The sequence below is a fragment of the Cellulomonas chitinilytica genome, from assembly GCF_016862675.1.
GTDB lineage: Bacteria > Actinomycetota > Actinomycetes > Actinomycetales > Cellulomonadaceae > Cellulomonas > Cellulomonas chitinilytica.
Window position 1 is genome coordinate 203,896 of sequence record NZ_BONK01000002.1, and the last position, 24,577, is coordinate 228,472.

The following is a 24,577-nucleotide window of genomic DNA, read 5'->3' on the forward strand; positions in this document are numbered from 1 at the left end:
TCTACGACCTGTCAGATCGCTTCGGCGAACGCACAAGAGAGTCCACACGTGGCCAACATCAAGTCCCAGATCAAGCGCATCAACACCAACGAGAAGGCGCGCCTGCGCAACAAGGCCGTCAAGTCGGAGCTCAAGACGCACATCCGTCGCGTCCGCGAGGCCGTCGCCGGTGATGACAAGGAGGCGGCCCAGGCCGCTCTCGTGACGGCGTCGAAGAAGCTCGACAAGGCCGTCTCGAAGGGTGTCATCCACTCGAACCAGGCCGCCAACAAGAAGTCGGCGCTGGCGAAGGCCGTCCAGGCCATCTGAGTCGCTGCCCTCCGGGGCACCTCGATCGGCCCTCGCGCGGCACCACCCGCCCGAGACGACAAACAGTGAAGGCGTCACCCCCCCTGCGGGGTGACGCCTTCACTGTTGTCCAGCCCGGTCAGGTCAGCGACCAGGTCTCCCAGCTGCTGAGCGGGACCGACGGCCGGAAACCTGCCTCGCGCAACGCCCGGTCGAACGCCTGCGCGGCGGCGGCCGTGTCCCCCTGACGGACGAACCGGTCGCCGAGATCACGCCACGCCGCCGCGGACTGCCGGGACGCGGACATCATGCCGAGCATGTCGGCAGCCCACTGGTACGCGCGCGTCGCACCCTCGCTGTCACCCTGCGCGTGCCGCACGTCGCCGAGCGACAGCTGCGCGACCGCGGTCTCGAGACGCGGCGGCTCGCCGAGCCGTTCCAGCGCGGCGTTGACGAACGCGTCGGCGGCGTTGAGGTCGCCGAGCAGCAGGTGGGCACGCGACCGCTCGACGTCGAGGCGAGCGAGGTCCAGCTCGGACCCGAGCAGGGCCAGGTCGGGCGCAGCCTTCTCGATCTGCTCGAGGGCATCCCGAGGCTCCGCCGGCTCGGAGCGCAGCAGCAGCCACGCGTAGTTCAGGCGCAGACGCGGCAGGTCCCGGTCCGGCTCGCCGCCCTCGGCCAGGAGGGCCAACGCGCGCTCCGTGTACCGCTGCGCGAGCTCGTAGTCGCGACGCTGCTCCGCGACCAGGGCGGCGTTCCAGTACACGCTCCCCCGACCGCGCGGGGTGCCGAGCGACTCCGCGAGCCGGATCAGCTCGGCCGCGCGGTGCGTGGCGTACAGGAGGTCGCCGCGCTCGACGTACGACCACAGCACCGTCGACGCGAGCCGCAGGTGCTCGTCGACCCCGGCGAGCTCCGCCTGCTCGAGCTCCGTCAGGACGCGCTCCCCGACCTCCACGCTGCGGTGCAGGTCGCCGGCGTCCATGTAGGAGCCGACGAGCGCGGTCGCGAGGCTGGCCGCCTCGAGGTGGCTGCCGCGCTCGCGTGCGTCCGCGAGGAGCGGCTCGAGGATCGCGACGGCCTCCTCCAACTCACCCACCGACTCGTGGGCGCGGGCCATCGCCGTGAGGGCGACCACGCGGAGCGCGGGGGTGATGACGTCGAGGTCGAGACTCTGCAGCCGGCGCAGGGCCGCCGGGGCGTCGCCCTGGGACATGTCCAGCCGGGCGTAGTCGATCTCGAGCCGGGTGCGGGCCTCGTTGGGTCCGTCCTCGCCGTGGCGGAGAAACTCCAGCGTCGTCCCGAGGCGCCCGGCCAGCACGGCCAGGGCGGCGTCCGTCGGTTCGCGGTGCCCCGCCTCGATGAGGGAGATGTAGCTCGGGGAGAAGGCCGACCCCGCGAGGGCGGTCTGGGAGAGTCCTGCAGCGAGCCGGGCCTCGCGCACCCGGTCAGCAATGGTCGTCATGTCAAGTCATTGTATGTGTGACGCCGAATCTGTCCACCATCCACGCCCGCGTCGGACCGATCTCACAGGTACCGGCCAGGTTGACCTGCGCGGACGGGTCGTTCCCGGGGGACGCCGGCGCCGTCGCCGCGCCCCGGGAACGACCCGGGTGGTCAGGTCACTCCGTGAGCTGACGGCAGCAGCCGGACGCACCGCCGGTCTGCGTGCTCGCGCCGTCCGCGAGCGCCGTTCCCCCTCCGAGGCCGAGGAAAATCAGGAACGCGAAGGCTGCAGCGGTGTTCTTGAGAGGACGGGACATGGGCGAGGCTCCTGTCATGTGGGGCACGTGGAAGGTCAAGTACATGATGACGCCAGCGGCTCCAGGTTGTCTCCGGAATCCGGGCGCCGTCACCCGTGGAGAGGACAGGGTGACACCTCTGCACGGCTGTCGAGATCATCCTGCGCGAATCGCTCGAAATCCACCCGCGATCCGGCGGTTCACAACGCCGAAGTTGTGGTGTCATAGTTCCCATGACACCGGACGAGGCCGACGGGCGACTCGCGCGACTGGCAGCAGCCGTCGAGGAGGCGATCCCGAGCGCGCTCCGCCAGGAGTGGGACCGGCACGTCGCACACGAGCCCGTCCTCGTGGCTCGCCAGGGGATCTTCTCGTCCCACGGCCGCGCGTTCGCCTACCAGCTCTCCTTCCGGTCCCCCGACCTCCTGACCGTCTCCGCCGGCTCGTGGAGCGCCCACCAGCACGAACGCGCCACCGCTCACGTGCTCGGCGCGACATTCGGTCGGGCGGACCTCGAGCACGTCGCGCACGGGCGGCTGCTGTTCGTGCGGTGCCCCCGCGCCTACCTCGTCGGGGAGCTCCCCGTGCCGCGCCGCCCCGACCGCCTCGTGATCGAGGTGACCGACATGAGCGTCGACCCGGCCGTCCTCGCCGGGGTCCGGCGGCTCCGCGAGGAGGGGTTCCGGATCGCGGTGCCGTCCTTCGTGAACACGGCAGACCAGCGTCGGCTGCTCCCGCACGCGGACTTCGTCAAGATCGACGTCCGCGACCTCGACGTGGAGGGGCACCCCGTCGTCGACGTCGCCCGCTCCTACGGCGCGCTGCTCGTCGCGGAGTACGTCGAGAACCCCGAGACCCTGCGTCACGCCCGCAGCCTCGGGTTCACCCTGTTCCAGGGCAACCTGCTCGAGCGGGCCGGCGTGCTCGACCGGGCCGGCGCCCGGCGCGTGAGCCTCTGACCTGCACGTTCTGGTCGGGGACGAAATTCGTCGTGCCGGGCAACCAATCTGCCGAAGTCGCGTCATGATCCGCGACCCCGCGCCTCTCATCTGACGTGACTGCCCCACTTGCCGCCCCGCGGACACCCGCGCGGCTGCCGGTCGCCCGCCAGCCCATCTGGACCACGGGCAGCCAGCTGCACGGCTACGAGTACCTGTACCGGTCGCGCCACGGGCGCCCCGCCCAGGTCGACCTCTGGTCGGCGCCCGACCAGGACGTCGCGACGGCCTCGGTCCTCGAGACCCTGTACGACGCCGGGGAGCCGCCGGGGGAGGCCCGCGCGTTCGTCAACGTCACCAGGTCCTTCGTCGTCCGTGACAGGCCGCTGCCCGCCGTGCACGACCGGCTCGTGCTCGAGGTCGTGGAGTCGGTGGTGGTGGACGACGAGGTGCTCGCAGGGCTGGCCGCGCTGCGCAACCTCGGCCACCTCATCGCGATCGACGACTTCGAGGCGACCGACGGGCAGCGCAGGATGCTCCCCTACGCCGACTACGTGAAGCTCGACTGCCGGGCCGTCGAACGCCAGGGCACCGCGCTCGTCGACCTCGCACGCAGCTGGGGCGGCCGCCTCGTCGCCGAACGGGTGTCCACCGCGGATCGGCTCGCCGCCTGCACGAGCCTCGGGTTCGACCTGCTCCAGGGTGACGTCCTCGGACCCGCAGTCACACTCCCCCTGTGACTGCCCGCCGTCGAGCAGCGACCGACGCGGGGCTCCCCGTCACGACCCGCCGTCCCGGCACACCGGCGCCGGCGGACCCGTGCCGCGCAGGCAGGCAGTCGCCCGTCAGCGCGACCCCGCCAGGCGATCAGAGACCGGCGGCCTGAGCCACCCGCAGCACTGCGCGCTCCACGGCGAACTGCGGGTCGCGCCCCTCCCCCTTGACCTCGGCATCAGCCTGGGCGACGGCGGCGAACGCGCTCGCCAGACCCTCGGGCGTCCACCGGCGCAGATCGGCGACGGCTCGGTCCGTCTGCCACGGCGCGAGACCGAGCTCGCGGAGCGCGCCGGCACCCCGACCGCGCACCGCTGCGACCTTGGCCATCGTGCGCAGCTTGAGCGCGAGCGCCGCGACGATCGGGACAGGATCCACGCCGGTCGCCATCGCGTGCCGCAGCAACGCCACAGCCTGACCCGCCTGACCCGCCACCGCGGCGTCGGCCACCCGGAACCCGCTCGCCTCGATACGACCGCCGTAGTAGCGCTCGACGACGTCGGGACCGATCAGCCCCGACGTGTCCGCGACCAGCTGCGCGCAGGCCGACGCAAGCTCACGAAGGTCGCTCCCGACGGCGTCGACGAGCGCCCGCACCGCCTGCGCGTCCGCGCGTCGACCCGCCCGGCGCAGCTCCGCCACGACGAACGCCGACTTGTCCGCGTCGGACTTCACGACGTCGCACGCCACGACCGGCGCACCCGAGGCACGGATCGCGTCGAGGAGCTTCTTGCCGCGCTGCCCACCGCCGTGACGCAGGACCAGCACCGCATCGGCCGGCGGGGCGTCGAGATAGGCCAGGGCGTCGGCGAGGAGCTCGTCGCCGGCACGCTCCAGGCCGTCGACGACGACCACGCGGTCCTCGGCGAACAGGGACGGGCTCGTCACCACGCCGAGCATCCCCGTCGTGTACTCGGCGGCGTCGGGGCGCGTCACCTCGACCGCCGCATCCGCCGCCCGGGCCAGTGACACCAGCCTGTCGACCGCACGGTCCGCCAGGACACCCTCCGCCCCGGCGACCAGGACCACCGGCGCGAGGCCGACCTCCTCCCACGACAGTCCGCCCGACGGGCGGGCAGAGGCTCGGGACGGGGCTCGGCGGGCGGGAGGCACGCGCTCAGCCTGCCAGACGTCACCGACGCCCCCGGACCGGCACGGCGTCCAGGCGGGGGCCACGTGCGGGCGGGCGCTGATCCTGAACGGGCGTCGTGCGTGCAGCTCGGTCAGTCGTCGGCGAGGGCCCGTCCGGCGTCGGCGGGGCCGGTCTGGTCGGGGCCGGTGTGGGCGGGGGCTCGTCGGGGGCCGCCCGGTTCGTTGCGCCCGACGGCCGTGGGGCGAGGAGCAGGCGGACGACGCACACGCCGCAGGTCGCGAGGAGGAGCACCCCGATCGGGCCGCCGGCCCACGGCACCTGGGCGAGCGGTGCCCGGGCGACGGCACGGGCGACCGCACCGATCCACCAGCACGACGCACCGGCGCCCGCCGCGAGCAGGTGCGCGCCCGCGGGCCACACGCCGTCGAGCAGCCCCGCCGCGAGCCCGAGGACGGTCGCAGGTGCGACGGCAGGTGCGACGAGCAGGTTGGCGGGGACCGCGAGGGGCGAGACCGTCGACGACATCAGGAGGAGGACGGGCGCGCAGACGACCTGCGCCGACACCGGCATCGCGAGCGCCGCGGCGAACGGCCGGCCGGTCCGACCGGACCAGCGCTCGGCGAGCGGCCCGCCGAGAAGGACGAGCCCTGCGGTGGCGAGGACCGACAGGACGAACCCGGGCTCCGCGCCCAGCCACGGGTCGGCGACGAGCAGCACCACCACGGTCGCGGCGAGCGCGGCGGGCGCCCGCGACGGTCGGCCCACCACGAGGCCGACCGCGCCCACGGTCCCCATCAGCGCAGCTCGCAGGACGCTCGGCGCCGGGTGGACGAGCAGCACGAGCGCCAGCGACGATCCCACGACCGTCACCGCGCGGGCCCGGCGTGGGATCCCGAGACCCGTGCAGATCGCGAGCACCAGACCTGCCACGAGCGCGAAATGGGCTCCGGAGACCGCCATGACATGGCTCAGTCCCGCGATCCGCATCGCGACGACCAGGTCCTGCGGGACGTGCGCGGTGTCACCGACGGCCACGCCCGGCAGCAGCGCGCCTGCGTCACCGGGCAGCGTGGCCGCGAGATCGACGACCTGCGCACGGACCTGTGCCGCGGCCGTGTGCCACGGTGCGGGCGGAGCGACGACGACCGGGTCGAGCGTCGTCGTCAGGAGCGCGACCTCCCGGCCTCCCGGTGCGGCCAGGAGCCGACCGCGCGCCTCGACCCGGGCACCGTACGGCACGTCGGCCCACGACGGGGGGCCGAACACCACGACCGGGCCCGTCGCCGGGCCGCGGTGGCCGTCGCCCTCGGCCCGCTCGGCGGCGAGCGTCACGCTGACGCGCCCGGGGGCGCCGGGCCAGGCCGGTGGCAGGATCCGCGGATCGCCGCTGACCACCCCGACGACCGTGCCTCCGGCCCCCGCCGAGGAGAGGGCGGGCAGCAGGCCGGACGAGCGTGCGCCGACCTGCGCGGCTCCCGCGGCGAGCACTGCCGCCACGGCGACGACGGCGAGCGCCGCCGCGGCACCGGCCGTGGGTCGTCCCGCGACGGCCCGCTCCGGCTGCCGAGGGACCGGCCACGGCGCAGGGAGGCCCGCATCGGGGGCGGGTTCGGAGGGCCGCGCGCGTCCGGAAGGCCGAGCGGGTTCGAAGGGCCGCGCGCGTCCGGAGGGCCGAGCGGGTTCGAAGCGCCGCGCGCATTCGGAAGGCCGAGCCCGCCTGAGGGGCTGAGCGCGTTCGGAGGCCCGAACGCGTTCGGAGGGTCGAGCCCCGCCGGGGCGACGACGTGCCGTCGCTCGTCCGGCGGCAACCGCGACCACCGAGAGCAGCGCGCCGGCGACGAGCCACGAGACGGCGGCGGGGAGGCGGGTGGCGGCGAACGACGCGCACCACGACCCGAGCGCCGCCGGCACGAGCCGCAGGTCCAACGTCGTGGCGAGCACACCGGTGTCTTGCTGCTGGGCGACGGCCGCAGGCTCGGACACGGCTGCTGGACGAGCCGGGCGGCGCGGTCGGACGTCGCCGTGCGCCCCCGTGGGTGCTCCGGCCGCGCCGTCGGCCGGCTGGCCGTTGCTGGTCACACGCGCACCAACGGGCGCAGGCGTTCGAGGAGCGTCGGGCCGATGCCCGGTACGTCGCCCAGCTCGTCGACCGACGTGAACCGGCGTTCGTCGCGGTGCTCCACGATCCGCTGCGCGAGCACCGGGCCGATCCCGGGCAGCTCGTCCAGGGCTCCGGCGTCAGCCGAGTTGAGATCCACCAGCCCGGGCGCCGCGGCCGACGACGGCGTCGCCGCGGCAGGGACCACCTCCCCCGGCAACGGGACGACGACCTGCTCGCCGTCGACGAGCACCCGCGCGAGGTTGAGCGCGGCGAGGTCCGCGTCGGCCGTCGCGCCCCCGGCCGCGGCGAGCGCGTCGACCACCCGCGAGCCGACGGGAAGCCGCACGACGCCCGGAGCGACGACCGCACCGACGACGTGCACCACGACCAGCGGTGCTGCGACCTCGCCCGCCCCGGCACCGGAGACGGACGCGTCCGTGGGGACAGCCGCGGACCCCTCGGTCGCGACCGGCGCGTCGACGTCCGGGGTCGCGCCGTCCGGCACCGGGGTCGGCAGCGCGACCGGCTCGCCCGGCGCCGACGCCGTCGCCCGTAGGGCCACCCCGCCGGCGACGACGAGCAGCACCACGCCCGCCGCACCCGCCAGGCGCCACGGCACGGCCCATCGCACCCGGCGTCGGGGGACGTGCGGCACCCGGTCGAGCGGGTGCCCGTGCGCGCGCACGTACCCGGCGCGGGCCGCCTCCAGCGCCCGTTCGGTGCGAACGCTCGCTGGGGCGTCGAGCAGGTCAGCGGCTCGCTCCGACGCCAAGGAAGGGTCGGAGGTCGGGTACGGCTCCGCGATCGGCGAGGGTCCGGAGGTCGGGTCCGGGACCGGCGGCCATTCCGGGCCTGGGACGGTCGGGACCGGCACGGTCAGGTCCGGGATGGCCGGGGCCGGGACGGTCAGGTCCGGCACGGTCGGGGCCGGCACGGTCAGGTCCGGCACGGTCGGGGCCGGGAAGCTCGGGGCCGGGAAGGTCGGAGCCGGTGTCCAGCCCGAGTGCGCGGGCTCGACAGCGCGCGTGGCGGCCGTGAGGTCGCCCAGGCGTCGGAGGGTCGCGGCGGCGGTCGGGTCGGATCGGGGCACGACGGGACGCTAGGCGGCGACCGCGGATGCTCGACGTGCTCGCTGGGTCGCTCGTGGACGTGTCCTCGCAGCGAGGGCGCTGTGGGCGGCTCACGACGGGCGAACCGGCTCGCGCGGCGCGACGAGTGAAGCGGAGCGGGGGTGCCCGTCGCGAGGCCCCGACGCACCCGCGGACGGTCTCGGGGAGCTCGACGAGGAGGCGGCAGGGTCGGGCCGCCCTGCGGGCGGTCAGGCGTCCGCGACGACGATCGCGAGCAGACCCGGTCCGGCGTGCGCGGCGAGCACCGCACTCGACTCGCACACCACGACCTCGGACACCCGGTCCCCCGCCCAGGCCGCGACCTGGGCGCCGATCGACGAGCCGAGGTCGGGCTGCCCCAGGTGGTGCACGGCGACGCGCACGGCGGGCCGCGCCGCAGCCTCGGCGACCGCGACGGCCTCCAGCCGGTCACGGGCGGCGCGGCGGGTGCGGACCTTCTCCTGGACGACGACGCTCCCGTCCCGCAGCGCCAGCAGAGGCCGCAGACCGAGGACGGTCCCGATCGCCGCCGCCGGGGCGCTCAGGCGCCCGCCCCGCCGCAGGTGGTCGATGGACTCCACGAGGAACCAGACGCGGGTCGAGGCGGCCGTCGCCGTCGCCCGGGCCGCGACCGCCGCAGCGTCGGGTCCGGCGGGCTGAGGGTGCCGGCGCGCGCGCCACCACGACCGCGCGGCCGCGAGCGGGCCGGTCGTCGGCGCGGGTGCCGGCCCGTCGGCTCCCGCCGCGCACCGGGCGGCGTCGAGGACCGCGAAGCCGAGCGCCATCCCGACCACGCGGGAGTCGACCACGTGCACCGGGACGGGCGACGTGGCGGCCGCGAGCCGCGCGGCCCGCACCGTGCCCGACAGCTCGCCGGACAGGTGCACCGAGACGATCTCGCGGGCACCGGCGGCGGCCGCCCGGGCGTACGCGGCGGCGAACGCGGCGGGAGGCGGCTGCGACGTCGTCACGCGGGCGCCGTGCGTCAGGGCCCCGAGCAGGTCCGCGGAGGTGAGGTCGACACCCTCGACGTGGCGCACGCCGTCCACGACGACGTCGAGCGGGACGACGCCGATGCCCCACCGCTCCGCCGCACCGGGCGGGAGCGACGCCGTGGAGTCGGTGACGACGGCGACCGCCGGTCGTGCTCCGGTCCGTGACCGCCCGGGGACCGCCGTCGAGCCGGGAGCCGAGCCGGGAGCCGGGTCCGCGGTCAGGCCGGCACCACGTTGACGAGCTTGGGGGCCCGCACGATCACGGTGCGCACGTCGCGCCCGTCGAGCGCCCGCTGGACACCCGCGTCGGCCAGCGCCAGCGCGCGCAGGTCGTCGTCGGAGACGTCGGGGGCGACCTCGACGCGACCTCGCACCTTGCCCTGCACCTGCAGCACGCACGTGACCGTGTCCTCGACGAGGAACGCGGGGTCGGCGACCGGGTACGGCTCGTGGGCGAGCGACCGCTCGTGGCCGAGCCGCGCCCACAGCTCCTCGGCGATGTGCGGGGCGACCGGCGCGGTCATGAGGACCAGCGGCTCGATCGCGCCACGGGGGACCTCGGACAGCGTGGTGAGGTGGTTGTTGAGCACGATGAGCTTGGCGATGGCGGTGTTGATCCGCATCGCCTCCATGTCGACCGTCACGTCCGCGATGGTGCGGTGCAGCACGCGCAGGGTCTCGGCCGACACCTCGCCGTCGGTGACGGTGACCTCGCCCGTGCCCTCGTCGACCGCGTTGCGCCACAGCCGCTGCAGGAAGCGCTGCGACCCGACGACGGCCCGCGTCTCCCACGGGCGGGACAGGTCCAGCGGGCCCATCGACATCTCGTAGACGCGCAGGGTGTCGGCGCCGTACTCGGCGTACATGTCGTCGGGCGTCACCATGTTCTTCAGGGACTTGCCCATCTTCCCGTACTCACGGTGCGCGGGCTGGCCCTGCCAGGAGAAGCCGGTCGACGACTCGTGGTCCTCCACGACCTCGTCGGCCGGGACGTAGACGCCCCGGTCGTCGGTGTAGGCGTACGCCTGGATGTAGCCCTGGTTGAAGAGCTTGTGGAACGGCTCCCTGCTGGCCACGTGACCCAGGTCGTGCAGCGCCTTGTGCCAGAAGCGTGCGTACAGCAGGTGCAGCACCGCGTGCTCGACGCCGCCGACGTACAGGTCGACGCCGCCCACCGAGCCGGGCGCCTGGTGCCCGTGGCCCGAACCCATCCAGTAGCGCTCGAGCGCGGGGTCGACCAGGACGGCGTCGTTGGTGGGGTCCAGGTAGCGCAGGTAGTACCAGCACGAGCCGGCCCAGTTGGGCATCGTGTTCGTGTCGCGGCGGTAGACCTTCGGGCCGTCGCCGAGGTCGAGCGTGACGTTCACCCAGTCCTCGTTGCGGCCCAGCGGGGGCTCGGGCGTCGAGTGCGCGTCGTCCGCGTCGAAGGTGCGCGGCGAGTAGTCGGGCACGTCCGGCAGGTTGACCGGCAGGGCGGACTCCGGGACGGCCAGCGGCAGGTCGTTCTCGTCGTAGACGATCGGGAACGGCTCGCCCCAGTAGCGCTGCCGGCTGAACAGCCAGTCGCGCAGCCGGTAGGTGATGGTGCCCTCGCCGACGCCCCGGGCCTCGAGCCAGGCGATGATCGCGGCCTTCGCGTCCGCGACGGACAGCCCGTCGAGGCTGATCTGGTCGTTCGACGAGTTGATCGTGGCCCCGTCGCCCGTGCGCGCACCGTCGGGGGTGCCCTCGGGGGCGTCGACCGTGTAGACGACCGGCAGCTCGAAGGCCTGCGCGAACGCGTAGTCCCGCTCGTCGCCTCCGGGGACGGCCATGATCGCGCCCGTGCCGTAGCCCATGAGGACGTAGTCGGCCGTGAACACGGGCAGCAGCTCGCCGTTGACGGGGTTCGCGGCCAGGTGGCCGGTGAAGACGCCCGTCTTGCGGCCCGCGTCGGCCTGCCGCTCCACGGCGGTCTTGGCGGCGGACTCCCGACGGTAGGCGGCGACCGCGTCGGCCGGCGTGCGGTGTCCGCCGGTCCAGGCGGCGTGCGTCCCGTCGGGCCACGCGGGCGGCACCTCGTCGAGCAGCGGGTGCTCGGGGGCGACCACCATGAACGTCGCCCCGAACAGCGTGTCCGGGCGGGTGGTGAACACCTCGACCTCGGCGCCGCCCTGGACGGCGAACCGGACGCGGGCGCCCGACGAGCGACCGATCCAGTTCCGCTGCATCGCCTTGACCTTGTCCGGCCAGTCGATGAGCTCCAGGTCGTCGACGAGGCGGTCCGCGTACGCGGTGATCCGCATGTTCCACTGGCGCAGGTTGCGCTGGAACACCGGGAAGTTGCCGCGCTCCGAGCGGCCCTCGGACGTGACCTCCTCGTTCGCGAGGACCGTGCCCAGGCCGGGGCACCAGTTCACGGGCGTCTCGGAGACGTACGCGAGGCGCTGCGCGTCGACCACGCGGCGGCGGGCGACCTCGTCGAGCTCGGCCCACGTGCCCTCCGGCAGCGCACGCTCCCCCGACTCGTACGCCGCGACCAGCTCCGCGATGGGGCGGGCCTTCCCGCGGCCGCCGTCGGCGCGGACCGCGTCCTCGTCGTACCAGGAGTCGAAGATCTGCAGGAAGATCCACTGCGTCCAGCGGACGTAGCCGGGGTCGATCGTCGCGAACGAGCGGCGCGGGTCGTGCGCCAGGCCCAGGCGACGCAGCTGGCGCTGCATGATGACGATGTTCGCCTCGGTCGTGGTGCGCGGGTGCTGGCCCGTCTGCACCGCGTACTGCTCGGCCGGCAGGCCGAACGCGTCGAAGCCGAGCGCGTGCAGCACGTTGTCGCCCTGCATGCGGCGGAACCGGGCGACGACGTCCGTCGCGATGTACCCGAGCGGGTGGCCGATGTGCAGGCCCGCGCCCGACGGGTACGGGAACATGTCCATCACGAAGAACGACCGCTGCGCGGGGTCCGCGTTCCGGCCGTCGCCGTCCGTGAGGTCGCCGACGGGGTTCGCGGCGAAGAACGTCCCGCGGTCCTGCCACTCGTCCTGCCAGCGGAGCTCGATGTCGCGGGCGAGGTCCGCCGTGTAGCGGAACGGCACGTCGTCCGTGGACGAGGAGGCGGCGGGGGCGGGGACGTGCTGCGCGGTCACCCGGCGAGTTTACCGGCCGGACCGGGGCGGACGGCCACGTCGATCTTCCGGCGGACGTGAGCGGGACCGGCGCCGGTCGGGCGTCAGCCGACCGGCACGGCCTCGGTCGCACGCTCGGCCGGGACGCCGTCGACCGGACCCGTCTCGCGGCGGGGAGCCGGCCCACGGCCGACGGTCAGCACGACGAGCAGGCCCGCGGCGGTGAGGCCGGCACCGACCCACGCCGGCGCGAGGTACCCCGCACCGGCCGCGATGACGACACCGCCGAGGAACGCGCCGGCGGCGTTGCCGAGGTTGAGCGCCGAGTGGCACAGCGCTGCCCCGAGCGAGGGGGCCGCCGGGGAGACGTCCATCAGCCGGGTCTGCAGGGACAGGCCGAGGACCTGGGACGCGACGCCGAGGAGCACGAGCGACAGGATCGCCGGCACCAGGTACGGCCCGACGAGCGCGATCGCGACCAGGACGACGATCGTGGCGACCATGCCGCCGATCACCGTGCCCAGCACGGACCGGTCCGCGAACCGTCCGCCGACGAGCGTGCCGACGGTCATGCCGACGCCGTACAGCGCGAGCACGACCGGGACCGCCCCGACCGACAGGCCCGTCACCTCCGTGAGCAGCGGCTTGACGTAGGAGTAGACCGCGAACATGCCGCCGAAGCCGATCGCGCCGGCGCCGAACGCGATCCACAGCGGCCCGTTGCGCAGGGCGGCGAGCTCGGTGCGGACGGTGGCGCCCGGCAGCGGCGCGAGCGACGGCGTCCACGCCCAGAGGGCCACGAGGGTGGCGAGCCCGAGCGCACCGACGCCGACGAACGACCAGCGCCAGCCGACGGCGTGCCCGACGACCGCGGTGAGCGGCACGCCGACGGCGCACGCGACGGTCAGGCCGGCCATCATCGACGCGACCGCCCGGCCGCGGCGCTCGGCACCGACGACCGCGGTCCCCATGACGGCCCCGACGCCGAAGAAAGCGCCGTGCGGCAGGCCCGCCACGAAGCGGGCGACGACGAGCCAGCCGGCCGACGCGGCGAACGCGGACAGCACGTTGCCGACGACGAACGCCACCATGAGCAGCAGGAGCAGCCGGCGACGGTCCAGCCGGGCACCGATCGCGGCGAGCGTGGGCGCGCCGACGACGACGCCGAGCGCGTACGCGGTGATCGCGTTGCCGGCCGTGGGGATCGAGACGCCGAGGTCGGTGGCGATCTCGGGCAGCAGGCCCATGGTCGCGAACTCGGTGGTGCCGATGCAGAAGCCGCCGAGCGCGAGCGCGACGAGCGCGGCTCGGGCGCGGGCTGACGTGAGGACGACCACGGCGACACTCCGGACGAATCGATTCGATCAAACGGCGGAGAACGTCGTCGTCAACTCCGGTGGATGACCCCCAGCCTAGGCGACGTGCGCCGCGACGAGCCAGATCGCACGCGCCGCGACCTCGCCGAGCTCGACCGTGCCGTCCGTCTCGCCGACCCGCACGGACACCACCCCCGTGACGGCGCGCCGCTCCACCACCGTGACCGGCGCGTCCAGGACGAGGCCGACCGACTCGACGTACCGCAGCAGCTCAGGGTCGGCGTCCGAGATGCGCGCGACCGCCCACCGACCGGGCGCGGCGTCCCACAGGACGTGCGCCGCCGGCACGTCGAGCGAGCCGTCCGGACCGGGGATCGGGTCGCCGTGCGGGTCGCGACGCGGGTGACCGAGCTGGGCGTCGATGCGGTCGACGAACACGTCCGACACCGCGTGCTCGAGCACCTCGGCCTCGTCGTGCACCTCGTCCCAGCCGTAGCCGAGCACCTCCACGAGGAAGGTCTCGACGAGCCGGTGGCGACGCACCATCGCGAGCGCGTGCCGCTCACCGGCGGCGGTGAGCTGGACGGCGCCGTACGGCTCGTGCGTCACGAACCCGTTGTCGGCGAGCCGCCGGACCGTCTCCGACACCGTCGACGCCCCCACGCCGAGCCGGGCGGCGAGCAGCTTCGTCGTGACCGGCACGTCCGACCACTCCTGCGCCGACCAGATCACCTTGAGGTAGTCCTGCGTCACGGAGGTCAGGACGGGGCTGGTCGGCGGCACGCTCACGGCGACAAGCGTAGGGCGAAGCCTCGTGGCGGCCCGCCCGTCAGCGGCCCGCCCGTCAGCGGCCCGCCCGTCAGCGACCCGCGGGTCACCAGCCGTCGACGCTCCAGTGCCACGCCTCGCTCGGCAGGTTCCGCAGCCCGGCCTCGGGAGCGTGCTGCGTGAGCCACGCGAACGCCGCGGACCCCGGGCGCACGACGGCGCCGTCCACGGTGAAGTCGAGCGCGAGGCCCCGCTCGTGCCGCGACGTCCCCGGCGGTGCCGTCGGGGGGCTGCACACGACGCTCGCCCCGTCGGCGGTCGTCGAGCAGTTGGCCGCCCGCAGCGCGATCTGCTGCTCGGCGCTGCGCCAGCCCCACGCGTGCAGGTCGACGCCCTCGGCGCGAGCCTGCTCGAGGAGCGTGTCGACGGCGTCCGCGAGGCACGGGTGCACCCGGACGCCGGTCGCGGTGACGACGGTCTGCTCGAGCGGGATGGGTGCGTCGACGGCGGCGCAGTCCGTCTCGGCCAGGGCGGGTGCGGTGAGCTCGACGGGCACGTCGACGCGCCAGAGCTCCTGGCCGGTGCCCGCGAGCAGGAGCATCGACCCGTCCTCGAGACGCAGGCCGACACCGGGGCCCGCCGTCTCGGTGCCGGTGGCCCACATCGGCGTCCCGTCGGCGGTGACGAGCACGACGTTGCCGTCGGCCTGGACGACGAGCCGGGCGCCGTCGCCGGGCGGCGTCGTCAGCGGTGCGGTCCACAGCAGGTGCCCGTCGTACTCGAGCGCGAGCCGGTCCGCCGTCAGCCGCAGACGCAGGTGGCCGTCGGGCGACCCGAGGTCCTGGCCGACGTCGAGCGCGGCTCCGTCCGTCAGGGTCGCGGGTCCGATCGCGGTGCCGCTGCGCCACAGCGGTGCACCCGCGGCGTCGAACAGCACGAGGTCGCCGTCGTCCTGCAGCACCAGCGACGCGCCCTCGTGCCCGGCGGTCCGTGTCCGCCACTCGCGGCGTCCGTCGGGGTCGACGACGACGAGGTTGCCGTCCGTGCCGAGCTCGAGGACGGACCCGGGCTCGTGCGTGCCGGCCGACCAGCGCGACGTGCCGTCGGGCCCCAGCAGGGTGACGTCACCGTCGTCGAGGACCAGCAGGGTCTGCCGCCCGTCGGGCGACGAGAGCGACTGCCCGGGCGCGAGCGTCCCGCCCGCGGGCAGGATCGACGGCCGCACGGTCGTGCCGGAGTCCCAGCGCACCTCGTCCGCGGCGTCGAGGACGACGAGGTCGCCGTCGTCCTGGAGCACGAGCCGGGCGCCCGGGCGGTCGGCGGTCTCGGTGCGCCACGCCACCGACCCGTCGGGCGCGACCAGCACGACGTCGCCGTCGGGCCCGACCGACAGGCTCGCCCCCTCGACGGCCGTGCCGCTCGTCCAGCGCAGGTTCCCGTCCGCACCGAACAGTGCGAGTGACCCGTCGGTCTGGAGCACGAGCGCCTGCGAGCCGTCGGCGGAGACGAGCGCCTGGCCGGCGGTCAGCTGCTCGCCCGGCCGGAGCGTGTCCTCCCCCGTCGCCGCGCGGGCAGGGCCGGCGAGCACCACGGTCAGGCCGGCGACCGCGAGCACGACGAGCCCGAGAGGCCGTCCTCGACCCCCGTGGGTCCCTCGTCGTCGTGCCCTGGCCACGTGCGTCCCCCTCGCGCGTCCGCGCGTTCGGCGCGACGGCGACGTCCGACGCTGGAGCGGCCCTCGCGCGCTCTCACATTAGGTGACCTGCGTCACACCGGAGAAGGGCTGACGCCGCTCGTGGGCAATCGTGGCCCTTTCGGGAAGACGTCCGGCCACTGCAGACGGGGACTGACGGACGCGCTCGTGTCCGGTCGCACCTGGACGATCTGGTAGTCGAGGAACCGGCGCTCCTGCGGGTCCCACCGCAGGACCGTCATCTCGGCGACCCCGTGCAACGGGCCGATCGTCGGCTCCCCCAACGTCGCGCCGGCCGTGCTCGCGCTGACGTACCGGACGCCGCCGCCGACCTCCAGCGGGCCGATCCGCTGGTGCAGGTGGCCCGACATCTGCGCCGGGACGCACCCGCCGTCCAGCGCCGCCTGGCCCACCGACGGCGTGTGGATGAGCAGCAGGTCGACGCCGTCGTCGTCGTCGCACGCGACGTCCGCGAGCCGCTGGCCCTCGTCCTTCGCCGACTCCCGCCCCGCCGACGACGTCCCGCTGCCCACCCGCGTCTCGTTCGGGTCGCTGTCCCCCAGGATCCGCAGCCCGTCGACCTCGACGACCTCGCCGTCGAGCACCGTCGCGCCCGCCCGCGCGTACGTCGCACTCGTCTCGCTGGAGTCGTGGTTGCCCGGGGACGTGACGAGCTCCACGCCGTCGGGGACCGCCCGCGCGAACGTCGTCACGCAGTACTGCTCGACCGTCGTGCCGTTCATGGTGGTGTCCCCCGCGTCCAGCACCAGGTCCGCCCCGACCCGCTTCACGGTGTCCCGGACGAGCGGGGCCATGCCGACGTTGCAGTGCAGGTCCGAGACCAGCACGATCACGACCGGCTCCACCGGGTCGGGCGTCGCGCTCCTCGCGGGTGTCGGCGTCGCGGTCGGGTGGATCCCGGCCAGCTCCTGGTCCAGCGCCTCCCGGGCGTCCCACGCCTCACCCAGCGCGCGGCGCGACGTCGCGTAGAACTGCTCGTTCGCGCGGTAGGCCGACACCACCTGACCGCCGTACGTGTCGATCACCCCGCCGAGCCGCCCCGTGACCCGGGCCCCCTCCAACGGTGTGTCGTCGAACACCGCGGACGCCGGCACCGCGTCCGACGGGCGGTCCCGCTCACCGACGCTCGACGTGAGGACCGTCGCCCCCACGACCACCGCCACACCGCCCGCCGCGATCGCCCGGGCGTGCGGGGTCAGGACGGAGACGAGCTCCTCGCGCCGGACCGCCCCCAGCGCCAGCCGGCCGAGCCACCAGGCCGCGACGAGGACCGCGAGCGCACCGACCGTCCGGCCCGCGACGTCGACGACGAGCTCCCGGGCGACGTCCTGGACCGTCGCCTGCGGCGCCGAGAACAGCTGCAGGTACCCCTGCAGGTCACCGTTGAGCGCCTGCAGCGTCGCCGGTCGGTCGAGCTGGGTGAACGACTCGGGGATCTCCTGGACCGTCACCCGCACCCCGAGCGTGAGCGGCAGCGGCGAGTCGATCTCGAGCGTGCCGAGGGGGCCCAGGTCCAGCGTGACCGTGGAGTCCGTCGTCACGTCGTAGCGCGCCTTGTGGGGGCCGAGGTTGCCGTCGACGGTCGCCGTGGTGATGCCGAACACCAGCGCGGCGAGCACGCCCAGGACCGCGACGACGACCCGCGGCCAACGGGGCGACCGGGAGGACGAGGGCGGCGGGGGCGACGGGGGCGACGGGGGCACGTCGGGCTCGTCGCCGGGAGTCGGCTCGGGGCTCGTCGGTCCGTCCATGGGTCTTCGAGCCTAAGCGCGGCCGCGGGCCCGCTTCTCGCCGAGCGGCCCCCACGCCGGGCGAACCCGCGGGTGAAGGTGCCGGCGGCCGGTCAGGCGCGTGCGTCCCGCCACGCCACCCACCGCTGCGCCAGCGACAGGTCGTAGTCCGGGCCGCTCAGGCCCACCGTGAACAGCGTGACGCCCGCGTCGAGCAGGTCGGCCGCGGCGACCTCCGGCGGGGACGAGACCGCGGCGGACCGTTCGACGAGCGACGCCGTGTCCCGCCCGACCGCCGCGCCGTGCTCGTCGAGGATCGCGCTCTTGCGGCGGATCGTGGCGGCGTCGCCGAACGCGTGCCACACGTCCGCGTGCTCGGCCACGACCCGCAGCGTCTTGCGCTCACCCCCGCCGCCGACCAGCACCGGGATGTCCCGCGTCGGCACCGGGTTCGACGCCGCCCACCGCGCCTTGATCCGCGGCAGGGCCGCCGCCAGCTCGGCGATGCGCGTGCCGGGCGTCCCGAACTCGTAGCCGAACTGGTCGTAGTCCTTCTCGAACCAGCCCGCGCCGATGCCCAGCACCAGCCGGCCCCCGCTGATGTGGTCGACCGTGCGGGCCATGTCCGCGAGGAGCTCGGGATTGCGGTACGAGTTGCACGTGACGAGCGCGCCGATCTCGACGCGGCTCGTCTGCTCCGCCCACGCGCCGAGCATCGTCCAGCACTCGAAGTGCTTGCCGTCCGGGCCACCGGTCAACGGGAAGAAGTGGTCCCAGTTGAAGACGACGTCGACGCCGAGGTCCTCGGAGCGGCGGACGGCGTCCCGGATCTGCGCGTAGTCCGCGTGCTGCGGCTGGAGCTGGACGCCGATGCGGACGGGAGGGGTCATGCGGTCGAGCCTAGGCGCCGGGTCCCGTACGGGCAGGTCCGCCCGCACGTCACTGGTAGGTGACCAGGTCCGGGACGGGCTGGACGGCGTAGGTCTGGGCCGGGTCGAGCATCGGCTGGTCCTCGTCGTAGAAGTTCTTCCAGCCCCAGTGCACGGGCGGCGCGCCCGCGCGAAGCGTCGCCCACGTGCCGGCCTTCGCGGGCTGCGTGCCCTGGCCGTCGACGTGGATGACGACCGCGAGCTCGTCGTGGGAGGTGTCGAGCCGCTCGCGCCCGTCGACCATGCGCAGGGAGAACTGGTGCACCACGAACATCTTCTGCGGGAGCCCGCGCTGCCGGGTCAGGTCGGCCAGCCAGGCGGCGACGGCGTTGATCTCGTCCACGCCGACCGAGCCGATCTGCCGCAGGTGCACCTGGTCGGGGGCGAGCCGCCACTCGGGGTCGAGCGCGAGGCCGACGTACGGCAGCGCCAGGAGGTCGGAGTACTGCTGCGCCTGCGTGAGGAAGTCCGTGCGGCCCGGCTGGAGGTCGAGGACCACGGCGAGGCCCGCGGCGCCGGCGGCCTCGACCAGCGGGCGCAGGGTCTCGACGGGGATGGCGCGCGAGTAGCTGCCGTCCGGCTCCGGGGCGGCCGACGCGACGGTCGCGATGATCTCGACGGCCGGGACGACGGTGTCGCCGGTCAGGGTCCGGAACGCGTCGGCGTGCGCCTGCGCGCGGGCGACCGTCGCGGGGACGTCCTGCTCCCCCAGCACGCCGAGCGCCGGCAGTCCGGGGGTGCCGTACAGCGCGAAATACCTCTTGCCCGGCAGGCCGGGGACCTGCGGGAACACGAGCTGGCCGCCACCTGGTGCGAGCTGCCCGGAGGACGCGGTCGCGACCCGGGACGCCAGCAGCGCGGGGTCGCCGAACGCCGCACCGACGGCGACGACGTGCGCCGGGTGGTGCGCGGCCAGGGCCTGCACGCCCGCCGAGGTGGCGCGCGGGTCGCCGCCCGGGACGTCGACCACCGGGATCCCGGCGGCGGCGATCGTCGCGAGGGCGGCCACGGGGGCGGCGCCGACACCCGTGAGCGCGACGGTCCCCTCGACGGGCTCAGGTCGGGCCGCGCGCGGGAGGGACGCGGGGGTCGGCGTGGGTGTCTGCGTGGGTGTCGGTGCGGGCGTCGATGCAGCCGTCGGTGCCGGCGACGGGGCGGCGTCGGGGTGCAGGACGGTCACGCCGGCCGGGACGGCCAGGTCCGCGGCCCCGTGGGCGAGCACCCAGCGGGTGCCGAGCCTGTCGAGCTCGTCGAGCAGCACCGGGGGCGGCACCGCGGGACCGGTGAGCAGCAGGGGCGCGCCGACGGTCGTGGCCGTGGTCGCGGCGACGGCCTGCGCGGCGGGGTCGTCGGCGGCGGCGAGCGCGACGACGGGGGCCTGCGCGAACACGGTCTGCGACGCCTCCAGGGCGGCGGACTCGGCGGTCGCCGCGGGGAGCACCACGGCGGCGGGACCCGGTGTCGCGAGCGTCGCGGTCAGCGACGGGGATGTGCTCGTCGCGCTCGTGGACGGGGTCGGCGACGACGGTGCACCCGACGGTCCGTCGTCCGGTGTGCACCCCGCGAGCACGAGCAGCGCCGCGACGACCACCGCCACGGGTCCCCGCGCTCGTCGGGCGCCTGGGCGCACGTGGGGGGCGGAGGTCGTCGGCATCCCGGCAACTCTAGGTCGGCCGGCGACGACCACGGACCGGAACTCCCCTATCGGCGGGTGACGTCGGCGGGTTACGTTCGGGTCGACACAGCCCCCGGGGAGCGCAGGAGCGCTGAGAGTGCGGCCGGACACGTCGTCCCACCCGCAGACCCGTGGAACCTGACCTGGTTCGTACCAGCGTAGGGAGCAGGGCGCACGTCGCCGGCCGCGCGCCGGTGGCCGTGCCCGTCGGGCGGGTGCGCCGTCGGCGTGCCCACCGGCGGGCGGCCGCGGCGCGACGTCCGGCGACCTCGTGCGGCTGCCCGGGGGTCCGACGCGAGACGAGGAGCACCCATGAGCACCGTGACGAGCACCCCCGGACCGACCCTGACGCCGACCGATCTCGGGGTGGGTGCCCGCCTGACCCTCCTGCCCGCCGACGGCGACCTCGTCGATGTTCTGGGTCGTGCGCTCGCGACCGCCGACGGGATGCGCGTCGAGATCGGGTCGGACGAGGTGTCGACTCTCGTGCGGGGGGCCGAGGACGACGTCCTGCTGTTCGTGCACCACGTGATCGCCGCGGCGGCCCGGGTGGCGGGGCACGTGGTCGCGCACGTGCACCTGTCCCGTGGCTGCCCGGGCGAGGTCGCGTGCGGCCTCCCCGACGACGCCGTGCTCGCGTACGTGGACGCCCCGGAACTCCCCGCGACGGGCCTGCGCGCCGCGGCGCACTGGGCCCTCTACCCGCTCGACGACGGCCGCCCCGGGCACCCCGGCGACCACATGCGGGCGATCGAGCAGGCCGTCGCGGTGGCCCGCACCCGGGCGACGGTGTCCTCCGAACGGTTCGTGACGCGTCTCGACGGCGACCTCGCGGAGGTCCTCGGCGCGGTGGCCGCCGGGTGGCTCGCGGCGGGCCGGCACGTCCGTCACGTCGTCGCCCACGCGACGGTGTCGGTGGGGTCGCCGCCGCGGCGGTGAGCACGGCCGGGCCTCCCGACCTGGGACGGCGGTCTCACCTGGCGAGAATTCCGACCAATCTGGTTGGCATTTCACGGAGCGCCTCTACAGTCGCCCGCCATGACGACAGCACGCCTCGCGGCCATCACCGGTCGCCCCTGCCGGCAGCGGACCCGCACCTGCCCGTGTTGTCGCTGACCGCTCCCGGGCCCGCCGCGCACCCCGAGCGCGACTGAGCCCACACCCGCACGGACACGGGCCCGCACGGGCCCGGCGCGGGCACCGCACCCGACAGACCCCATCCAGCAGGAGACCTCACGCGTCGTGCCACGCCGACGCGTGACGGTCCCTCGCGCCCCGAGAACGAGGACGAAACCCCATGAGCGACCAGCTCTCCCAGATCGAGAACGACCGCCGCCGCCGCAGGAGGTGGCCGTGGGTCGTCGCGGCGTCGGCCGTCGCCGTCGCCCTCGTCGGCACCGGTGCCGCCGCGTTCCTCGGCGGCGACGAGGACCCGACGCCCACCGCGACCGGGACCGCGCCCACCGAGCCCGTGCGGGGCGGCACGCTCCAGTTCGCCCTCATCGACTACCAGCACGTCGTCGACGTCCAGGCCGGGTCGAGCTACGCGGAGTCGATCATCGGCGGCAACGTCGTCGACAAGCTCACCTGGCAGGACCCCGACACCGGCGAGATCACGCCGTGGCTCGCGACGAGCTGGGACATCAACGACGACCTCACCGAGTTCACGTTCCACCTGCGCGACGACGTCACGTTCAGCGACGGCACCCCGTTCGACGCCGAGGTGGTGCGCGCCAACTTCGAGCAGTACGTGCACGGCGACGAGGCGCTGCAGATCAAGCCGAACGGCGCGACGCTGCTGCCCAACTACGTCGAGACGCGCGTCGTCGACCCCCGCACGGTGACGGTCGTGTTCAGCAAGCCGTCCGCGAGCTTCCTGCAGGCGTCCTCGTTCACCGCGAACTTCCAGCCCGGGTTCCTGTCGCTGTCGACGCTCGCGAAGAGCGCCGAGGAGCGCACCGACCCGCTCAACGTCATCGGGACCGGCCCGTTCGTCTACGAGTCGTGGACGCCGCAGGTCAGCACCGTGCTCGTCAAGCGCAAGGGGTACGACTGGGCGCCGCCCGCGCTCAAGCACAAGGGTGAGGCGTACCTCGACAAGATCGTGTTCAGCTCCGTCCCCGAGGCGAGCGTCCGCACCGGGTCGCTGGAGTCCGGCGAGGTCGACGCGACCCTCGACGTGCAGACCACCGACGAGGCGCCGCTGCGCGACAAGGGCTTCGTCGTGGAGTCCGGCCGGGTCCGCGGCGCGGACATCCGGTTCGACTTCAACGTCGGCCTCTTCCCGACGGACGACCTCGCGGTCCGCCAGGCCATCCAGCTCGGCTGGAACCGGGACACCGTCGCGAAGAACGTCCTGACCGACTCCTACGAGATCTCCACCTCGGTCGTGGCACGGGCCGTGGACGGCTGGGTCGACTACAGCGGCACGCTGCTGCACCAGGACACGAAGAAGGCAGAGAAGCTGCTCGACGACGCCGGGTGGGTGCCCGGGCCGGACGGCATCCGCGTGAAGGACGGCAAGCCGCTCGTCGTCAAGCTCTCCGGGATCAGCAACCTCGTCGTCAACAAGCCCGCGTACGAGTCGATCCAGCAGGACCTGCGCAAGCTCGGCATCGACCTGCAGCTCACCGTCGTGCCGATCGCCGACTACACGGCCAACAACGCCAAGGCGAAGACGGACTTCAACATCACGGCCGCGAACCGCAGCCGCGCCGACATCTCGGTGCTCAACATCGCCTACAACCCGACCCTCGGGAACGCGAACTACGTGCCCGACGGCTTCGAGGGCCGCCAGGAGATCGTCGACACCCTGTCGGCGCTCGAGACGACGCTCGACCCGGACGAGCGGCACGCCGCCGCGAAGAAGGCCCAGGACCTGATCCTCGAGAAGTACGCGCTGACCAACCCCGTCTACACGCCGGCGCAGGTCATCGCGCACAGCCCGAAGGTGCACGGGATCCTCTTCGACGCCCAGGCACGCAACCCGTTCGTCAACACGTGGAAGGAGGACTGAGGGGCCTCGCGCCCTTCAGTCCGCAGGGGCCGGCCGTGGGCGAGCAGCTGCACCTCAACGTCAACATCCTCAACTCCGGGGTCTTCGGCGGCTCCTGGCGGCACCCCGACAACCCGCCGACGTCCGCGTACACGATCGAGCACTACACGCGCGTCGCCCGGGCCGCCGAGCGCGCCAAGCTCGACGCGGTGTTCCTCGCCGACGGGCCGGTGCTCGACGGCGGGCTCGAGCACCGCAGCGGCAACAGCTTCGAGCCGACCGTCAACCTCGCCCACCTGTCCGGCGTGACGAGCGACATCGGCCTGGTCGGCACCTTGTCGTCGAGCTACAACGACGCCGACGAGCTCGCCCACCGGCTGCTCGGCGTCGACCACCTCAGCGGCGGCCGGGTCGGCTGGAACGTCGTGACGACCGCCGGCGCGGCGGCGGCCCGGAACTTCGGCCGCACCGCCGAGCCGGCGCACGCCGACCGCTACACGCGGGCGGCCGACGTGGTGTCGCGGGTCGTCGAGGCCTGGGACGGCGCCGCCGACCCGTCGCCGCAGGGGCGGCCCGTCGTCGTGCAGGCGGGCGGGTCGACCGACGGCGTCGAGCTCGCGGGCCGGCTCGGCGAGGTCATCTTCTCGGCGTCGCAGACCCTCGAGGAGGGGATCGCCTACCGCGCCCGGGTCAAGGCCGTCGCCGAGCGGCACGGGCGGCGGCCCGAGGACGTCGTCGTGCTGCCCGGCGTCTCGACGGTCGTCGCCGCGACCGAGGAGGAGGCACGTCGTCGCCGGGCGACCCTCGCCGAGCTCGTGCCGTGGCCGTACGCGACCGCGCGGCTGTCCGCGCAGCTCGGGTTCGACGTGTCCGCGCACGACCCGGACGCCCTGGTGCCGCTCGACCTGCTACCCGAGCCCGACGACGCGGACGGCTCGCAGACGTTCTACCGGCTCGTCCTCGGCATCGTCCGCCGCGAGCGGCCGACGTTCCGGGCGTTGCTCGACCGTCTCGGCGGCGGCGCGGGGCACCGCATCGTCGTCGGCACACCCGAGCAGGTCGCCGACGACCTCGAGACCTGGTTCCGGGCCGGCGGCGCCGACGGGTTCAACGTCATGCCCGACGTGCTGCCGTCCGGGTTCGACGACTTCGCCGAGGGCGTCGTGCCCGTGCTTCAGGCGCGCGGGCTGTTCCGCCGCGAGTACGACGGCTCGACGCTGCGCGCCCACCTCGGGCTGCCCGTGCGACCGCTGCCCCTGACCGACCGCCCGCTCGCCACGACGTGGTGAGCACGACCCCTGACGGA

At 74.6% G+C, this 24,577-nt stretch carries 19 protein-coding genes and 1 riboswitch; of the genes, 6 read left to right on the forward strand and 13 right to left on the reverse strand.

Annotated elements, in window-relative coordinates; genetic code table 11:
* Positions 1-48: 48 nt before the first annotated feature.
* Complete coding sequence (gene rpsT / locus Cch01nite_RS03480; protein WP_203748615.1) at positions 49-309, forward strand: 30S ribosomal protein S20; 261 nt, start codon at positions 49-51, stop codon at positions 307-309.
* Positions 310-427: 118 nt separating this feature from the next.
* Here the strand turns inward: rpsT and Cch01nite_RS03485 are convergent, their stop codons facing one another.
* Together Cch01nite_RS03485 and Cch01nite_RS03490 are read right to left on the reverse strand one after the other, a co-directional pair.
* Positions 428-1,753 carry a helix-turn-helix domain-containing protein gene (locus Cch01nite_RS03485; protein WP_203748618.1) on the reverse strand — a complete coding sequence of 442 codons (1,326 nt, stop codon included), beginning with the start codon at positions 1,751-1,753 and terminating at the stop codon, positions 428-430.
* A 157-nt stretch (positions 1,754-1,910) separates the two neighbouring features.
* Positions 1,911-2,051, reverse strand: a complete 141-nt coding sequence (locus tag Cch01nite_RS03490) for a hypothetical protein (protein WP_203748621.1) — start codon at positions 2,049-2,051, stop codon at positions 1,911-1,913.
* 212 nt (positions 2,052-2,263) lie between these two features.
* On the opposite strand from Cch01nite_RS03490, the gene Cch01nite_RS03495 reads away from it, so the two are divergent.
* The gene (locus Cch01nite_RS03495) at positions 2,264-2,989 is read left to right on the forward strand and encodes an EAL domain-containing protein (protein WP_203748624.1); all 726 of its coding nucleotides are present in this window, start codon (positions 2,264-2,266) and stop codon (positions 2,987-2,989) included.
* Positions 2,990-3,084: 95 nt separating this feature from the next.
* Positions 3,085-3,708, forward strand: coding sequence for an EAL domain-containing protein (locus Cch01nite_RS03500; RefSeq protein WP_203748627.1), 624 nt, complete (start codon positions 3,085-3,087; stop codon positions 3,706-3,708).
* Positions 3,709-3,835: 127 nt separating this feature from the next.
* On the opposite strand, the gene holA is transcribed toward Cch01nite_RS03500, so the two are convergent.
* From holA to Cch01nite_RS03555, 11 genes are all read right to left on the reverse strand, one after another.
* Positions 3,836-4,855: a DNA polymerase III subunit delta gene (gene holA / locus Cch01nite_RS03505; RefSeq protein ID WP_203748630.1), complete on the reverse strand. Its 1,020-nt coding sequence runs from the start codon at positions 4,853-4,855 to the stop codon at positions 3,836-3,838.
* A 19-nt stretch (positions 4,856-4,874) separates the two neighbouring features.
* The gene (locus tag Cch01nite_RS03510; protein WP_203748633.1) at positions 4,875-6,332 is read right to left on the reverse strand and encodes a ComEC/Rec2 family competence protein; all 1,458 of its coding nucleotides are present in this window, start codon (positions 6,330-6,332) and stop codon (positions 4,875-4,877) included.
* 578 nt (positions 6,333-6,910) lie between these two features.
* Positions 6,911-8,026, reverse strand: a complete 1,116-nt coding sequence (locus Cch01nite_RS22660) for a helix-hairpin-helix domain-containing protein (protein ID WP_239069835.1) — start codon at positions 8,024-8,026, stop codon at positions 6,911-6,913.
* A 228-nt stretch (positions 8,027-8,254) separates the two neighbouring features.
* Positions 8,255-9,262 carry a DegV family protein gene (locus Cch01nite_RS03520; RefSeq protein ID WP_203749175.1) on the reverse strand — a complete coding sequence of 336 codons (1,008 nt, stop codon included), beginning with the start codon at positions 9,260-9,262 and terminating at the stop codon, positions 8,255-8,257.
* Positions 9,259-12,165, reverse strand: a complete 2,907-nt coding sequence (leuS, locus tag Cch01nite_RS03525) for a leucine--tRNA ligase (protein WP_203748635.1) — start codon at positions 12,163-12,165, stop codon at positions 9,259-9,261. The genes Cch01nite_RS03520 and leuS overlap by 4 nt, the downstream gene beginning before the upstream one ends.
* A gap of 83 nt (positions 12,166-12,248) precedes the next feature.
* A complete protein-coding gene (locus tag Cch01nite_RS03530; RefSeq protein WP_203748637.1) occupies positions 12,249-13,481 on the reverse strand; it encodes an MFS transporter in 1,233 nt (410 codons plus the stop codon).
* Between the two features lie 75 nt (positions 13,482-13,556).
* Positions 13,557-14,249, reverse strand: a complete 693-nt coding sequence (locus Cch01nite_RS03535) for a metal-dependent transcriptional regulator (RefSeq protein ID WP_203748639.1) — start codon at positions 14,247-14,249, stop codon at positions 13,557-13,559.
* Positions 14,250-14,334: 85 nt separating this feature from the next.
* The gene (locus Cch01nite_RS03540) at positions 14,335-15,843 is read right to left on the reverse strand and encodes a D-alanyl-D-alanine carboxypeptidase family protein (RefSeq protein ID WP_203748641.1); all 1,509 of its coding nucleotides are present in this window, start codon (positions 15,841-15,843) and stop codon (positions 14,335-14,337) included.
* A gap of 152 nt (positions 15,844-15,995) precedes the next feature.
* Positions 15,996-17,693 (reverse strand): metallophosphoesterase family protein, encoded by a 1,698-nt coding sequence (locus Cch01nite_RS03545; RefSeq protein ID WP_203748642.1) that lies wholly within the window; start codon positions 17,691-17,693, stop codon positions 15,996-15,998.
* A gap of 92 nt (positions 17,694-17,785) precedes the next feature.
* Positions 17,786-18,562, reverse strand: coding sequence for an LLM class F420-dependent oxidoreductase (locus Cch01nite_RS03550; RefSeq protein ID WP_203748643.1), 777 nt, complete (start codon positions 18,560-18,562; stop codon positions 17,786-17,788).
* Positions 18,563-18,611: 49 nt separating this feature from the next.
* Complete coding sequence (locus Cch01nite_RS03555; protein ID WP_239069837.1) at positions 18,612-20,255, reverse strand: amidohydrolase family protein; 1,644 nt, start codon at positions 20,253-20,255, stop codon at positions 18,612-18,614.
* Positions 20,256-20,340: 85 nt separating this feature from the next.
* A riboswitch (TPP riboswitch) is annotated at positions 20,341-20,460 on the forward strand.
* A 128-nt stretch (positions 20,461-20,588) separates the two neighbouring features.
* On the opposite strand from Cch01nite_RS03555, the gene Cch01nite_RS03560 reads away from it, so the two are divergent.
* From Cch01nite_RS03560 to Cch01nite_RS03570, 3 genes are all read left to right on the forward strand, one after another.
* A complete protein-coding gene (locus tag Cch01nite_RS03560; RefSeq protein WP_203748644.1) occupies positions 20,589-21,215 on the forward strand; it encodes a YkoF family thiamine/hydroxymethylpyrimidine-binding protein in 627 nt (208 codons plus the stop codon).
* A 358-nt stretch (positions 21,216-21,573) separates the two neighbouring features.
* Positions 21,574-23,292: an ABC transporter substrate-binding protein gene (locus Cch01nite_RS03565; protein WP_203748646.1), complete on the forward strand. Its 1,719-nt coding sequence runs from the start codon at positions 21,574-21,576 to the stop codon at positions 23,290-23,292.
* A gap of 35 nt (positions 23,293-23,327) precedes the next feature.
* Positions 23,328-24,560, forward strand: a complete 1,233-nt coding sequence (locus Cch01nite_RS03570) for an LLM class flavin-dependent oxidoreductase (protein ID WP_203748648.1) — start codon at positions 23,328-23,330, stop codon at positions 24,558-24,560.
* The last annotated feature ends 17 nt before the right edge of the window (positions 24,561-24,577 follow it).

Coding starts and splice junctions, on each gene's coding strand:
- Cch01nite_RS03485 (WP_203748618.1), bottom strand. CDS start 1,753: ATGACGACCATTGCTGACCGGGTGCGCGAGGCCCGGCTCGCTGCAGGA.
- Cch01nite_RS03490 (WP_203748621.1), bottom strand. CDS start 2,051: ATGTCCCGTCCTCTCAAGAACACCGCTGCAGCCTTCGCGTTCCTGATT.
- Cch01nite_RS03495 (WP_203748624.1), top strand. CDS start 2,264: ATGACACCGGACGAGGCCGACGGGCGACTCGCGCGACTGGCAGCAGCC.
- Cch01nite_RS03545 (WP_203748642.1), bottom strand. CDS start 17,693: ATGGACGGACCGACGAGCCCCGAGCCGACTCCCGGCGACGAGCCCGAC.
- Cch01nite_RS03550 (WP_203748643.1), bottom strand. CDS start 18,562: ATGACCCCTCCCGTCCGCATCGGCGTCCAGCTCCAGCCGCAGCACGCG.
- Cch01nite_RS03555 (WP_239069837.1), bottom strand. CDS start 20,255: ATGCCGACGACCTCCGCCCCCCACGTGCGCCCAGGCGCCCGACGAGCG.
- Cch01nite_RS03560 (WP_203748644.1), top strand. CDS start 20,589: ATGAGCACCGTGACGAGCACCCCCGGACCGACCCTGACGCCGACCGAT.
- Cch01nite_RS03565 (WP_203748646.1), top strand. CDS start 21,574: ATGAGCGACCAGCTCTCCCAGATCGAGAACGACCGCCGCCGCCGCAGG.